The sequence below is a fragment of the Algoriphagus hitonicola genome, from assembly GCF_900113375.1.
Lineage (GTDB): Bacteria > Bacteroidota > Bacteroidia > Cytophagales > Cyclobacteriaceae > Algoriphagus > Algoriphagus hitonicola.
This window is the reverse complement of sequence record NZ_FOPC01000004.1, coordinates 99,299-113,803: the sequence shown is the minus strand read 5'-3', so window position 1 is coordinate 113,803 and position 14,505 is coordinate 99,299. Positions and strand designations below refer to the sequence as shown.

The 14,505-nt window shown below is 42.2% G+C and carries 15 protein-coding genes; 8 read left to right on the top strand and 7 right to left on the bottom strand.

Features of this window, described 5'->3' with window-relative positions; all coding sequences use genetic code 11:
• Together BM043_RS06815 and BM043_RS06810 are read left to right on the top strand one after the other, a co-directional pair.
• A complete protein-coding gene (locus BM043_RS06815) occupies positions 1-1,707 on the top strand; it encodes a capsule assembly Wzi family protein (protein WP_092790111.1) in 1,707 nt (568 codons plus the stop codon).
• A gap of 169 nt (positions 1,708-1,876) precedes the next feature.
• Entirely contained in the window at positions 1,877-2,389 is a 513-nt protein-coding gene (locus BM043_RS06810) for an FKBP-type peptidyl-prolyl cis-trans isomerase (RefSeq protein WP_092790109.1), read from the top strand.
• A 287-nt stretch (positions 2,390-2,676) separates the two neighbouring features.
• Here BM043_RS06810 and BM043_RS06805 read toward each other — a convergent pair whose 3' ends face one another.
• Positions 2,677-3,477 carry a hypothetical protein gene (locus BM043_RS06805; protein WP_092790108.1) on the bottom strand — a complete coding sequence of 267 codons (801 nt, stop codon included), beginning with the start codon at positions 3,475-3,477 and terminating at the stop codon, positions 2,677-2,679.
• A 102-nt stretch (positions 3,478-3,579) separates the two neighbouring features.
• Positions 3,580-4,053 carry a 23S rRNA (pseudouridine(1915)-N(3))-methyltransferase RlmH gene (gene rlmH, locus BM043_RS06800; protein WP_092790106.1) on the bottom strand — a complete coding sequence of 158 codons (474 nt, stop codon included), beginning with the start codon at positions 4,051-4,053 and terminating at the stop codon, positions 3,580-3,582.
• Between the two features lie 237 nt (positions 4,054-4,290).
• Between rlmH and BM043_RS06795 the strand changes: the two genes are divergently transcribed.
• Positions 4,291-4,791: a fasciclin domain-containing protein gene (locus BM043_RS06795; protein ID WP_092790104.1), complete on the top strand. Its 501-nt coding sequence runs from the start codon at positions 4,291-4,293 to the stop codon at positions 4,789-4,791.
• 72 nt (positions 4,792-4,863) lie between these two features.
• Here the strand turns inward: BM043_RS06795 and BM043_RS06790 are convergent, their stop codons facing one another.
• On the bottom strand, positions 4,864-5,337 hold the full coding sequence (locus tag BM043_RS06790) for a YcxB family protein (RefSeq protein ID WP_092790102.1): 474 nt from the start codon (positions 5,335-5,337) through the stop codon (positions 4,864-4,866).
• A gap of 149 nt (positions 5,338-5,486) precedes the next feature.
• On the opposite strand from BM043_RS06790, the gene BM043_RS06785 reads away from it, so the two are divergent.
• Positions 5,487-5,717 (top strand): hypothetical protein, encoded by a 231-nt coding sequence (locus tag BM043_RS06785; protein ID WP_092790100.1) that lies wholly within the window; start codon positions 5,487-5,489, stop codon positions 5,715-5,717.
• Here the strand turns inward: BM043_RS06785 and BM043_RS06780 are convergent.
• Together BM043_RS06780 and BM043_RS06775 are read right to left on the bottom strand one after the other, a co-directional pair.
• Positions 5,714-6,124, bottom strand: coding sequence for a Fur family transcriptional regulator (locus BM043_RS06780; protein WP_092790098.1), 411 nt, complete (start codon positions 6,122-6,124; stop codon positions 5,714-5,716). The genes BM043_RS06785 and BM043_RS06780 overlap by 4 nt on opposite strands.
• Positions 6,125-6,215: 91 nt before the next feature.
• Positions 6,216-8,735: a zinc-dependent metalloprotease gene (locus BM043_RS06775; protein WP_092790096.1), complete on the bottom strand. Its 2,520-nt coding sequence runs from the start codon at positions 8,733-8,735 to the stop codon at positions 6,216-6,218.
• A gap of 109 nt (positions 8,736-8,844) precedes the next feature.
• On the opposite strand from BM043_RS06775, the gene BM043_RS06770 reads away from it, so the two are divergent.
• Positions 8,845-9,960, top strand: a complete 1,116-nt coding sequence (locus BM043_RS06770; protein ID WP_245752976.1) for an NAD(P)/FAD-dependent oxidoreductase — start codon at positions 8,845-8,847, stop codon at positions 9,958-9,960.
• Here the strand turns inward: BM043_RS06770 and BM043_RS06765 are convergent.
• On the bottom strand, positions 9,957-10,856 hold the full coding sequence (locus tag BM043_RS06765) for a UbiA family prenyltransferase (protein ID WP_092790093.1): 900 nt from the start codon (positions 10,854-10,856) through the stop codon (positions 9,957-9,959). The genes BM043_RS06770 and BM043_RS06765 overlap by 4 nt on opposite strands.
• A 92-nt stretch (positions 10,857-10,948) precedes the next feature.
• Between BM043_RS06765 and BM043_RS06760 the strand changes: the two genes are divergently transcribed.
• From BM043_RS06760 to BM043_RS06750, 3 genes are read left to right on the top strand one after another with little or no spacing between them, the layout of a single operon-like run.
• Positions 10,949-12,028, top strand: coding sequence for a type III polyketide synthase (locus BM043_RS06760; protein ID WP_092790091.1), 1,080 nt, complete (start codon positions 10,949-10,951; stop codon positions 12,026-12,028).
• Complete coding sequence (locus BM043_RS06755; RefSeq protein WP_092790090.1) at positions 12,025-12,729, top strand: methyltransferase domain-containing protein; 705 nt, start codon at positions 12,025-12,027, stop codon at positions 12,727-12,729. The genes BM043_RS06760 and BM043_RS06755 overlap by 4 nt, the downstream gene beginning before the upstream one ends.
• Before the next feature lie 35 nt (positions 12,730-12,764).
• On the top strand, positions 12,765-13,589 hold the full coding sequence (locus tag BM043_RS06750; RefSeq protein WP_092790485.1) for a mechanosensitive ion channel family protein: 825 nt from the start codon (positions 12,765-12,767) through the stop codon (positions 13,587-13,589).
• Between the two features lie 138 nt (positions 13,590-13,727).
• Here BM043_RS06750 and BM043_RS06745 read toward each other — a convergent pair whose 3' ends face one another.
• A complete protein-coding gene (locus tag BM043_RS06745) occupies positions 13,728-14,405 on the bottom strand; it encodes a nitroreductase family protein (protein WP_092790088.1) in 678 nt (225 codons plus the stop codon).
• Positions 14,406-14,505: the final 100 nt, after the last annotated feature.

The following is a 14,505-nucleotide window of genomic DNA, read 5'->3' as shown; positions in this document are numbered from 1 at the left end:
ATGAGAAAGGAAGCGATACAAACCAAGCTACTTGCCATTTTGCTCTTTTTTGGGCTGACTATTCCGGTTTTAGGACAGACGATCCCGGTGGGGATGCCATTTTTGGACGATTATTTACGGAGGGCTCAGCTAATCGGAAATGTGGATTCTGCTTCTTCTTGGATGATTCGGCCACTTTATCCTACGGAGGCCTTTGGGGTAAAAGATGGATTTGATTTGGACAGTTCGGTGGTGGACTTTGACCGAAGCGGCGTTCATCACAAAATCCAACTCGACTCTGCTCGTCAATTGAAGTTTTTGTTGCTTCCGGGGACATATCGGATGCAGTACAATTCAGAATATGCCTTCGGGGTCAATGATGGAGCGATGATTCCCAATCGGGGATTGCAGCAGGTATTTAGTATTGGCGCTTATGCGGAGTTGGGTAATTTTTCGCTTCAGCTTCAGCCGGAACTCTTGATGGCTCAAAACAAGGACTACATTGGCTTTCCTATCGAGCATCAGGCCACGATTCTTTTCTACTACGAATACATGAACCGGATCGATATGCCGGAGCGCTTTGGCCGAAAGGCCTATAATAGACTCTATGCTGGTCAGTCGAGTTTTCGGTTTAATTATAAGGAGTATTCTGTCGGTTTGTCTACCGAAAATCTCTGGTGGGGTCCCGGTCGGCGCAATTCGCTCTTGATGGGAAACAATGCGCCGGGGTTTTTGCATTTTACGGTCAATACCCGAAAGCCTGTTAAAACTACAATTGGTTCATTTGAAGGACAACTGATATCAGGTTTTCTTAAGTCTACGAATTTTCTTCCCCCTCATCCCGATTATACTATTCAGCAAAATCCGGTATTGATCCCCAAGCGGGAAAATGGGAAGCGATACTTATCCGGGTTGGTATTGACCTACCAACCAAAATGGGTTCCGGGCTTATTTCTGGGCTATGCTTCCACCAATCAGGTCTATCGAAATGAGATTACTGATTTTGCGGATTTACTCCCGATCTTCAATGGGAGAAAAGGGCCAGAAAATGTTTTTGACCCGATTCGGAATAAAAGACAGCAATTTAGCTCTGGCTATTTCCGCTGGCTGAGCCAAGAAGGGCATTTTGAGTTTTACGGGGAATACGGTACCCGCGGCAACAGCCGAGTGCTGGAGGATTTTATGATTACCCCTGAGAAAGGGAGAGCGTTTACTTTTGGATTTTCACATCTGATGCCGCTGAAAAAACAGGGGCGATATTTTCAGATCAGCTCTGAAATGACACAAAGTGGACAGACTATTCGCGAGGAAATCCGTCAAATGCGAACCTGGTATATTCATGATCATATCCGACATGGATACACCCATCAAGGACAGGTTTTGGGTATCGGAAATGGACCTGCAAGTAATCAGATTTTTGTGGAGTTTGCCTGGGTGGACAAGATGAACCGAATCGGTTTTCAGTTTGAGCGGATTGTGTACAACAATGATTTTTATTATTATCGGTACGAAGCTTCAAAGGACTTTAGAAACAAGTATGTGGACTTGGTGCCTTCTTTGGTGGGGGATTGGCGATTTGACAATATTTTGGTGAGCGGAAGATTTCAGTATGTCAATACGCTGAATTACAAATGGTATCTGGAAAATGACCCCGATCAGTATTTTGTTCCGGGATTTGACCGGAAGAATTTTGTCGCCCAGTTAAGCGTGAGCTATTTGTTTAAATAAATTTGTAGCTCCGTTTTTTACCAATAAGAAAAATTGAGCCTCCTAAAGCAGCATGGAAGTTCAATGCAGGCGGGTTTCGGTCGCCTTTGCTGAGAGAGGTAGAAGCATCAAGCCTGATTAGCAAAGTAGATTTGGCTTGCAAAATAGTTTCTAATAATCAGAAAAAAATATGAAAGCAGAAAAAGATAAAGTGGTTGCCATCTCCTATAAACTACGTGTGGATGATGGAGAATCCGGCCCGGTAGATTATGAGTCAGTCAGCGCTGAGATGCCTTATCATTTCTTGATGGGACATCAGAATATCCTTCTTAAGCTTGAAGAAGTTATTGCGGGGAAAGCAGAAGGGGAAAGTTTTGAAGTGTTTATTGATTTCGAAAATGCCTACGGAGATTACGATGAGTACAAAACGGCGATTATCCCCAAAGCGAATTTTAAAGAAGAAGGGAAAAAGAATAAAGAGCTGCTAAAAGTGGGCAAAGTGATTCCTATGCAAGATGATAAAGGAAATCAGATGCGGGGAGAAATCACAAAGGTCGATTACCGCGGTGTCCATATGGATTTTAATCATCCCTTGGCGGGAATGGACCTGTATTTTGAAGGGAAAATCGAATCTATCCGAGCTGCCGAACCCGAGGAAATAGAACACGGACATGTGCATGGTCCCGGTGGTCATGCCCATTGATCAGTTGAAAAAAATTCAAATGCCCTGTCGCACAGATAGGGCATTTGTCGTATTGGGGTAGATCTTCAAATGCGTTTACTTTGGGAGCTTTTGGAAATAACTTAATGCCATGAAAATTTCGCTTTTAATCCAACGATTGGCTTTGATCGGGTTCTTTATTGCCTTTATGATTTAGGGGTAATTGAGAAATGATTATTTTTTTGATTTAATCTGAACTCTTAGGGGTGAGGGTTTCAGATTTGGGTCTCTGTCGATTGATGGAGACCATTTTTGTATGGCAAAAATAATTACTTCTTTTGGGCAATAGCTAAATCCTTCAGCCCTGCTATCCGATCGGCAGGATATAGCTTGTATGCTTTTGCCAACTGATCAATGGCCATATCATAAGACTGCTCGTTGAAATGAGCGATGGCGTCATTATAGTATTGCAAACCGGCGAGCTGCTGAAGATCCACTTTTCTAAAAATGGTATTGTCGGAGTAATTAATAGCTGGAGCTCCCAATCGCTGATTAAGTGAAAGAATTTGATCACCTGAATCTCCTTGATAATTCGCTAAATATTTTTTCACTTCTGTGGGAGAGGTGATCAAGCCTCCGATTGGTAGGGTGCTTTCCAAAATTACTTTTGAACCACCTAACTCGGCAATGATAAACACATGATAATCGGTTTCGATGACTTCAAAGTCAAAACCATACTGGTCCAGTAGCATAGCAAGAGTAGCTGAACCACTCACGCAGTCAAAATATCCGTCTTGCAGCATTTGATTAAAGCTGGAATGCTGCTCATACGTTTTGAAGAGGTATTTGTGACTTTTTTCGAATATTGCCCGAAGTAGTTTCAAACTTGCTCCGGATTTTTCAAATTTCTTATTGGTGGCATTTAGGACTTTCTCCCAAGAATCAGTTGATGTATTTTCATCGGCGTGGACAGCCATGAATAAGTGATAGGGGTCTTTTAGCTCGATTCCGGCTTCCCAAAGGACTTTTTCCTTTTCTGTCTCAAATTTCAACTCCACAGTTTCTACCTGTGCCTTTGCCGAAAGGCAAAAACTCCAAAGAAGAACGGTGAGTAGAAGACAAAATCGCATGGTTAAGTAAAGGGAATGTTAATAAGAATACCATAAAATTAACAATTTGTTAACATTAGCAAAACATTTCCTTTAAATTTTTACTCACTGATACTGGTTAATCTACTGATGGTGATAGGGTTCACCTTTCAAAATGGTCATCGCCCGATAAAGCTGTTCAATAAAAAATGGACGGATCATTTGGTGGGAAAACGTCATTTGGGAAAGTGAAAGCTTTCCATGGGCACGGCTGTAGACGGAATCGGAAAAACCATAGGGTCCTCCGATTACAAAAATGAGCTGCTTCAGCCCGCTATTCATTTTCTTTTGGAGATATTGGGAAAACTCCATCGAGCTTAAGGTTTTGCCTCGTTCGTCCAAAAGAATTAATTCATCGGCCGGAAGTAACTTTTTTAAAATCAATTCGCCTTCTTTCTCTTTTTGTTGGGCTTCAGAGAGTGATTTGGTGCTTTTGAGATCGGGAATGAGTTCCAAGTCGAACCTGATGTAAAAATTAAGCCGCTTGGAATACTCATCGATCAGACTTTGGATGGCTTGGTGGTCTGTTTTGCCGATTGCGATCAGTTTGATTGTCATGTCCAAAGGTAGGAATTCTGTAAAAGCCAAGCATCTGCTCGAATACTTTTTGATTAGAGACTAGAGCGTTTTGGGACTTTCGAAAAAGAATTGGAAAATTTATTTTGAGAATTAATCCCCCCTTTGCAGTGTTTGAGGGCAGTTTATTAAATTTTGTTGAATTATTTTTCCCAATATTTAAACAAAGTGCTTAAGAGGCTGTTTCTCATAGTATAAACCAAAAAACTCTTAACTGTCATGAAAAAATTAACAAGTCTTTTATTGGTCGCAATGTTTTTTGTTGCGTCTGCCTTTGCTCCAAGAGCAGAAAAAATACACGAAGTAGAAGCTGATATCGTCGATTTGGCGGTAAGCACCGAATTCCTTTCCACTCTAGTAGCTGCAGTTAAAGCAGGTGATTTGGTGGACGTTTTGAAAGGTGACGGACCTTTTACTGTTTTTGCACCTACCAATGATGCTTTTGCAAAGTTGCCAGCAGGAACTGTTGAAAATTTGTTGAAGCCTGAGAACAAAGATCAATTGGTGAAAGTATTGACATATCATGTAGTACCGGGTAAAATCATGTCTTCTGATTTGAAAAATGGTCAGAAAGCTAAAACGGTACAAGGTGGCGAAATCACAGTGACTTTGAAGGATGGAAAAGCCATGATCAATGATGCTACAGTAACAGCTGCGGATATCGAAGCTGACAACGGTGTAGTTCACGTAATTGACACGGTAATTCTTCCAGCGATGTAATTTGGCCAAGTAAAAAAATTAAAAAAGCCTTCGAAAATAATTTTCGAAGGCTTTTTTTGTTCCTAATGACACTTATTTCATCAGTTCCTTGCGCTTGAGAATCGTCTCCAAAAATTTTCGATCATTGTCCGAATTAAAGATTCGAAAAGGAAGGTGAATAAATTGAGCTTTGGACATGTAGAGTACAAAAGCATCTTTTTTTACCTCTGCTCTTTTGATCATATTCCACTGCACCGGCATCCCTTGTTTGGTGTTGATTTTCATCAATATCTGTCGGGAATCAATCTCATAGGCTAATTTTTCGAAGATGACTTTATTCTGCTCCATTTGAGTCACTCCGGTAAACTGAATCGCCCAAAACAACACATAGAGTGCATAGGCGATCAAGGCTCCGATGATCCACCAAATGGAAGCAATCCAGAAATAACCGCAGCAAATAGCCAAGGCGATTAGGATAACCCACCACTGTTCTTTTAGGACAGTAGCAAGTCCCATTTTAATGTATGTACCTGTCGGTAATTGATATTTTTTGGTTTTTACAATCATCACTTTACTTTTTCAGAGCGCAAATATCCATCTATCCTTGGGATAAAACAAGCCGGGAAAAATCATTGATTATGGATTAACGGGAAAACAATTAGGACATTCATTGATTTAAAAAGTGTATTATCTTATATTTTATAAAATTTTTGAATATGAGTAGTTTATTGATTAACCTTTTTCTGGCGGGGTTTGCCTACGTGATCGTCATCTACTTTGTGGCGATGATGACCAAGAACGCCCTAAAAAAGGATAAACCGAATGGAGATGATGGAGATGGTGGGGTTGAAAATCAAAAACCGCCTCATATTGATTTGCCGCCCGGGGTCGTTTGGCCTACCCAAGGACCTACTCAAAAGCCGACACGGGAACCGCTGGAAGTCTAACGGCACTTATCACAAATCCCCTGCACCAATAGGTTCATTTCTCTTTTGCTGAATCCTTCAGGAAGTTTTACCACCGGTAAGCTGATATTTTCCAGACAAGTCGTTTCTCCACAGATTTCACATTTGAAATGCACGTGTTCGTGGTCATGATCATGGGCATCTTCGTGCGAGCAAAGGGCATATTTAGTCGACCCGCTATCGTCTAGGACTTTATGGATAATATCTTGCTCCAAAAAAGTATTTAAGGTCCGATAAATCGTCACCCGGTCAAATTGTTTGTTTAGACTTTCCTCCAAGTCACTATGGGCCAAAGCGACTTGTTTTCGGAGAAATTCTTCAATGATCTCCAAGCGACAGTCTGTCACTCTTAGTTTGTGGCTTTTTAAAATGATATGTGGTGTATTCATGGCTTATTGTTCCTGTAAATTTACGCAATTCAGAACTCACAAAAAAAGGCGCCCTTTCGGACGCCTTTATACTTAAGGTTGGTTTTTAAACTTATTGCGGATCTAGAATCATGTCAATCCGCTCAGAAAGATCTTCCAAGTGCAATTTTGACATACGATCTGATGTCCGGCCGATAGCGGCGTTGATTTGTCGCTGTAGGGTTTTCAATTCTCCTCTTGCGATCGGTCTGATATCTGACTGAGAAGCATTGATCTGAGGACCAGCAAATCTTCTAAACGCTGCAGGAAGATTAGGCTCGTCTCCGGTTAGCATCAATTCTAGTCGCTCGATGTGGGCTCTTTGAAGTGATCTGCGGTGAACATCAATAGCACGTCCTCCGGCAAGCTCACCCCAGATTCCACTTCTCAAATCATCGAATAGTTCGCTGATGTTATACGCTTCATCGCCGTTGATCGCTTCGTTTTCGATCACTCGACCGAGTCTACCCCATTCTAAAATGCCATTCAGCGCCCCTACTTGCAGTCCTCTGATTCTTTCCAAGGCTCCAAAATCACCGGTTCTTGCGATGATTTGATCATCCATCAACCAATCTGGAGTTGCGAATAGATTTTCGTTTAAGAAACTGACGGCTGATTTTTGCATTTCTTTGGAATTGTGCGTGTAAACTGGCTCATCCTGTCCGGATGCTCGGTACACTTCCATTACTCCACCTACGTGAGTTCTGACATGTCCCATGTATCGGTTAAACTGACCCAGAACTTGTCCGTACATCTCTTCCAAATCACTGAAATCTTTAAAAGGTTTGTCTTCTTCAGCAGTCCATTCCATCAAGTTTGGCATGATTCGCTTCAAGTTGGCGATGCCGTATTCAGAAGCTTCCATTGAGTTGTCTCCCAAATCTTCACTTTGAGTAGTTGGGTCATAAGAGTTTCCTTGACGGCCATATCGGAAGACTGGATCACCTTGCTTTTCCATAATCCACTGATCCAAGATCGCCTGCTCTTCTTCAGGAGTGCTGGCTTCTGGAATAGGTCGGTAGCCCCATGATATGGCGTACTTGTCATACGGTCCGACATCCGGCATTAAGCTGACACCTTCGTCTTCAGGCTGAGCGACGTAGTTGAATCGGGCATAGTCCATAATAGATGGGGCTGTACCCATTTCTTTGGTGAATTCTGCATCGCGTAGTTTCTCCACCGGATAAGCATTAGAGGAAGCGAAGTTATGTGGCAGTCCCAAGGTATGTCCTACTTCGTGAGCAGATACAAAACGGATCAATCGGCCCATTACTTCATCTTTGAACTGTACGCTTCTTGCATCTGGATTGACAGCTGCAGTCTGAATGAAATACCAATTTCTTAGCAAGTTCATCACATTGTGATACCATCCGATATCGGATTCGATGATCTCTCCAGATCGGGGATCAGATACATGTGGCCCATAGGCATTTTGGATATCCGAAGCAAAGTAGCGAATGACAGAGTAGCGCGCATCTTCAGGGCTCCAAGTTGGATCTTCTTCAGGTGTTGGAGCTTCTTTGGCAATGATGGCATTTTTAAATCCAGCGGCTTCGAAAGCTTTTTGCCAGTCTTCTACGCCTTGCTTAAGGTATGGCACCCACTTTTTAGGAGTGGCGGGATCGATGTAGTAGACAATCTGCTTCTTAGGTTCTACCAATTCGCCGCGCTTGAATTTCTCCATATCCTCAGGTTTCACTTCCAATCTCCATCGATCAAGATATCTTCTGGACTCGGCTTTTTGTGCATCCGCACCATAGTCTACATAAGATCTGCTAAACCAACCTACACGTCGGTCAGATAATCGCTGCATCATAGGCTCTGCTGGCAAAAGAACCATTGAAGAATTCATCTCCAAGGTAATCAAACCCGTTGTGCTGTTGGAAGGTGGGTTTTGAGCCGCGTAAGTCATCACATATCGAGCTTCGATATTGATGGGGTAAGTATGGATATGCTCGATATAGGATCTTTCGGCATCCAATCGCTGTACTCTATATTGAGTTCTTCTGTTTCGCTGAAGTCCCAATGCAGGAACATCTTTAGCAAAAAGATCAGTTGCTTCAATGACAGTGCCTGTAGAATCCGTAGCTTTTGATTTCACTTCAAAACGCTGAAGGATAGGCTCTAAATTGGAATTTTTTACTGCCATGGCGATCGGAAGAGAATCCGGGGCATAGTTGTCCACAGATACGACTCTCAAAAGAACATTATCTTCATCCTTTTCCCATCGAAGCATAAGCGTATTGGTCCGTTCACCACCATATCCGATTCCATCGGCAGTTTTGGCAATGGTGGTCACCATAAGCATATCCCGTCCAAAGAGAGAATCCGGGATCTCATAGAAGTATTTCTCATCAATTTGATGAACTTTGAATAATCCATCTTTTGATTCTGCTTCCTTCGTGATTACCTCTTTATAGGGTTTTGGGCCTTTTCCATTTGCTGGTTTGGCAGGAGCGGTGGTAGTAGCGGCATTTTTAGCGTCTTTTTTCTTTTTCCGTTGGGCAAAACTGTCCTCAGAATAGAACATGACTCCAAAAATACCCACCAACAAAGTAAATCTCCTAAGAAATTTGGGTAGTGTGTTTTTCATTTGTAATCGTTTTATTTTAGAATTAAAATAACCTTCAAAAACTGGGATGAGACACTTCTCAAACTTAATTTTTGATGGGCGGTTATGTAGTCAAATTAAAGGCAAAATTGTGCAAGCAAAGACAAGGGTATTAGTGATAGGCGGAGGACTTTCGGGCCTGATTAGTGCGAGCTTACTGGCCAAATCCGGACATGAGGTCTCCTTGTTCGAAAAAAAACACTATCCTTTTCATCGGGTCTGTGGAGAATATATTTCCAATGAGGTAATTGGTTTTCTCAAGCGGGAAGGACTATTTCCCAAGCATGTTGATTCCCCTGGCATCGAGAATTTTGAGTTTTCGGATACACTGGGAAATCGTACCCAGTTGAAACTTGATCTTGGTGGATTTGGTATCAGCAGGTTCGTACTGGATCAGTGGTTGGTAGATAGAGCCCGGGCATTTGGAGTCGAGATCATCGAGCGAGCCAACGTAATCGAGGTGAAATTTGACCCCAAAGAAGATCTTTTTGAACTGGAGTTAGCGAGTGGACATCGAGTTCAAGGCGATTTTGTCGTCGCAGCGCATGGAAAGCGCTCCAAAATAGACAAGGTGCTCAATCGGTCTTTTATCCAAAAACGAAGTCCCTATATCGGCGTAAAATATCATATCAAGGCAAATTTGGACCACAAAGTCGTGGCCTTACATAATTTTGAAGGAGGCTACTGCGGGGTAAATGCGATCGAAGATCAAAAGTTTAATTTGTGTTACTTGGGAAGCCGGGAACAGCTCAGACACTTTGGGTCTATCGAAAAAATGGAGCAGGAAATCCTGTGGAAAAACCCGCTCTTAAAGGCTATTTTCAACGAAAGTTATTTTCTTTTAGAAAGGCCTGAGGTCATCAATGAAATAAATTTTGAACCGAAAAATCCGGTTGAAGACCATCTGCTGATGGCAGGAGATTCGGCTGGATTGATCACTCCCCTGTGCGGCAACGGGATGGCGATGGCTATTCATGCAGGTAAGCTAGCTGCCGAAGCCATTCAGAAAGGAAGAAGCCGTGCTGAAGTGGAGCGGATTTATCGAGTCAATTGGGATCGGGAGTTTAGGCGAAGACTTTGGGTCGGACGCTGGACCCAAAAGCTCTTTGGCTCTCCTTTTTCCTCCCGGCTGGCCTTTCATATATTGGACAAAAGTCCCTTTTTAGCCTACAAAATCATAAAAAATACGCATGGGATTCCTTTTTAATTTACCCCTATGGCTTGCATGATCTGGGTATTTTCCAGGAAATAATAGATAAAAAATCCGTTTAGCAGCAAAGCTGATATGGTATTCATCCCCATCGTCCAGGAGTAATTGGCGTATTTTTCGGGGTTTTTTCGGACGAAATAAAACCAAATCATAAAATACAGTACGATGGGAAGCATGGCTGCTAAATAAACCCAAAGAATATATTCTTGATCTCTGCTCAGAAAAAACCAGGCAAATCCAGCGGCAGTAAGCAGAAAAAAGAAAGCAGAAAATGCAAAAGTGCCTTGAATCCCCAATTTTCGGCTTAGGGTCAGATCATTTCTTTTAGCATCTTCTTCATGCTGATAGACTTGAGTCAGCGGATAATTAGCCCAAAGCATCAGGGAAGTCAGCATTCCAGGAATGAGGACATGGGCTTTAAAAAAGACCTCCCATCCAAAGTCGCTCAAGCCGGCATATGCCATGGCAAAGGTGAAATAACCTTGAAATAATCCCGCCACGATCCAACTCAGCCATGGATATTTTTTTAATCGAATTTTAGGATGACTATAGGCCATACTGACTAGACCATAAACCAAAATCATCGTAGAAAATTCAAGACTTATTTTTAAGGCCATTCCCAGGGAAATTGCAAAAAACACCAGGGATAACCAGTAAAGGTCGGGCGTGACCTTGGGAGGATTTTTTATCCCACCGATACTTTTTTCATCCTTATCAAAGTAGCTGTTATAGCCATTGCTCGAGGGGTATAAAAATAAATGCAAAATGATGAAAACGAGCAAAATCCGAATTTCATCAAAATTGGCCGTAAAAGCCAAAGCAAAGAGAAATACCGGAAGAAGAAATATGGAAAAAGGAATCCGAAGGTGCTTTAGGCTGGAGCGGGTGATCATAGTTTTAATTAAATTGAATTAATAACCTTCTTGCTTTGGGGTGGTTTATCTCCTATCCTTCTAATTTAGAAATAATCTCTTAACTTGATCAGATGAATTCCAGCATAATCAGTATTGGCCTGGCAAATCCAGGAAAACCGATTCCTCAACACGCTATCGCTGGATTTATGAAGCAGGCTCATGGGCTGGATGAAGTTGAGGGGCGCAAGTTGAATTTTCTCTATCGGAAATCCGGGATCGATACCCGCTACAGTGTCCTGACGGATTTTGACAAGGTGGACACCAGGGATTTTCTATTTTTTCCAAGCAATGAAGCCTTGGAGCCATTTCCCAGTACCAAAGCCCGGATGCGGGTATTTGAGGATAATGCATCGAAACTAGGCGTGGAAGCGGCTTTGGAATGCCTCCAAAAATCAGGAACAGATCCAAGTGAAATCACCCATCTCATCTTAGTATCCTGTACTGGCATGACCGCTCCGGGAGTGGAACTGGAGTTGATGGATTCGCTTCAATTATCTGACTCGGTGGAGCGATATTGTCTTCATTTTATGGGATGCTATGCCGCCTTCACCGGCATCAAATTGGCAGATAAAATTGTACGTTCTGAGCCGGAAGCAAAGGTCTTACTCGTCTGCGTGGAGCTGTGCACACTGCATTTCCAAAAAGAATATCTTGAAGATCATATTTTGGCCAATTCCCTGTTTGGAGACGGAGCCGCAGCCGCATTGATCACTGGGGCTACAGAAGGATTCAAAATTAAATCTTATCTCAGTCAGGTTCTCAGACAAGGCGTAAACGATATGGCTTGGTCTATTGGAGATTTTGGATTTGAAATGCGGCTGACCAAGTACATTCCTGCTTTGCTCGAAGGCGGAATTCATCAGCTGAAAGGAATATTTGAGCAGCGGTTTAGTTTATCCAAAGTCAAAAATTTTGCGATTCATCCAGGGGGAAAGCAAATTTTGCATAAAGTCCAGGAAGCGTTTGGCTTGGATCCATCCGTCAATGGCCACGCTTTAGAGGTGTTGCGTAATTTTGGAAATATGTCTTCGGCAACAATCTTGTTTGTCCTAGCTCGGATGATGGAGGATCCGAAGATTGACGGAGATATTTTAGCCATGGGTTTTGGGCCCGGCTTGACCTTAGAAACCTTACTGCTTGAGAAGTCATGAATGATTTTTCCCGGCGCAGCCGGCAAAAGGAACTGATGGATGACCTGAACTGCTCAGGCATCGAATTAGCGCAAACTTTGCGGGAACTCAAAACAATCAACAGATGGCTAGGCGGGAATAAAGTTACCACCGATGGACTGGCGAAACTTTTTAAACAATACCCGCAGTCAGCTTATCAGGTAGCGGATATTGGCTGCGGTGGAGGAGATATGATCCAGGTCATGCATGACTGGGCAAAAAAAAATCAGATCAACATTGATTTTAGCGGAATCGACGCCAATCGGAACATTATTGAGATGGCATCGGTTAGGTTAAATGAAAAAACTCCCGTTCGTTGGCTAGTGCAGAATGTATTTTCGGAGGAGTTTCTTACTGAAAAAGTTGATGTTTTGACCTGTACGCTTTTTACCCATCATTTTACGGATGGTGAATTAGTTGATCTTTTGACTGCATTTCGACAAAAAGCCCGTTTAGGAATCGTTATTAACGATTTGCATCGACATCCTTTGGCCTATCAAAGCATCAAATGGCTGACACGGCTATTTAGCCATTCGAAGATGGTCCAGCATGATGCGCCGGTTTCAGTATTGAGAAGCTTTTCGAAGCAAGATTGGGAGAGAATCCTTACTCAGGCTAGTATCGATTCATATTCGATTCGTTGGTTTTGGGCTTTTCGATGGCAGCTAGTCATCACGTTCTGAGAGACACCTTAATCTATCACAAAAAATATATAACTATGGAAATTTCACCAGAAATGGCGGATGCGTTAATTAGAAAAGCAGTTGAACTGGCAGGAGAAATTGTGCCCAGTTTGATTTATGCTATACTATTTTACATTGTTGGTAAGTTTATTGTCAAAAAATTAGTATCCGGATTCTCCAAGGTACTAAACAAAAGAGAGGATAATCCCTCGCTGAATAATTTTCTGATCGGATTAGTGAATGTATTGCTATTCGTATCACTGGTTATTGGAGTTGCTACGATATTGGGCGTTCCGGTGTCTTCCTTCTTGGCCATTTTGGGGGCCGCAGGTTTGGCGATTGGTTTGGCTTTACAGGGATCCCTATCCAATTTTGCGGGTGGGGTTTTGATCCTTCTGTTCAAGCCCTTTCAAGTCAATGATGTCATCGAAGCTCAAAATCATACTGGAGTGGTAAAAAAAATAGATATCCTCTATACTCACCTCAACACCTTTGACAATAAGGAAATCATTATTCCCAATGGGAGTTTGGCAAATTCTGACGTGGTCAATATGAGTACCCAATCCACTCGAAGAGCCGATTTCAATGTTGGGGTGGCTTATGGGACCGATATTAAAAAGGCCCGGGAGATTATTTTGGGAGTGTTCGAAAATGATGATCGAGCACTTAAAGATCCTGAACCTGTAGTTTTTCTTAATAATTTTGGTGAAAGTTCGCTAGACCTCGTCGTGAGAGTATGGGCTAATGCGGCTGATCTCTGGCCTTTGTATTTTGACGGAATGGAAAAAATCAATGAAGAGTTTGAGAAAAATGACATCGAAATGCCATTTCCTCAGCGAGTGGTTCATCAGGTTAGCTAAACGATGTTTTGCTTAAGAAATAAAAGTGGCTGTCCCATAAATCGCTAAAATGTCAGCCTGACCCTTCGATTTCGAGACTCTCGTCTCTCAAGTGCTCAGCGTGCCAAACTTCACATTTGAGACAGCCTCTTTTTTTGTTCAATAATGGACCAAAATATCCTCTAAGGGCTTTTTTACAATATCTGGTACTAGCGTTTCTTCTTTTGCAAATCCTATTGGAAGTAGAAGAAATGGTTTCTCAAAGTCTGGACGGTCCAATATACTGGCCAAAAAATTCATGGGACTTGGGGTATGGGTCACAGTGACTAAACCTGCTTGATGAATAGCAGCGATCAAAAATCCACAGGCTATCCCGACGGACTCTGACACGTAATAATGCTGGATTTTTTGCCCATCCTTGATTCCATAGGATTGTTTGAAAACGACAAGCAAGGCTGGAGCTTCTTCTAAAAAGGGCTTTTCCCAATCCGTACCCAAATGCTTCAAATCCTGAATCCAAGTGGATGACATGCGAGAAGCATAATTCACTTTTTCCTCTGCCTCAGCTGCAATTCTGATTTGCTTTTTGATAAGCGGATTGGTAACTACACAGAATGTCCACGGTTGTTTATTTGCGCCAGAAGGCGCAGAACCGGCAGTTTTGATCAGATTGGTAATGACTTCTTCTGGAATGGGACGGGTACTAAATTCTCTAACCGTCCTTCTATGGCTAAGGTCATGGTAAAAGTCATTAGACTTTTCGATTGATTCATCGCCGCTGATCTGTGGCCTTGAATAGCTTATATAAGGATACCCTTGGATTAACTTACGCTTCATGGTTCATTTTTCGATACAGAAAGTAAAGTTTATTGATTATCATTAAGTTATAAATGTAAGGGTACAAAAGAAGCACACTTTTGAAGTTAATTCTGGCCAT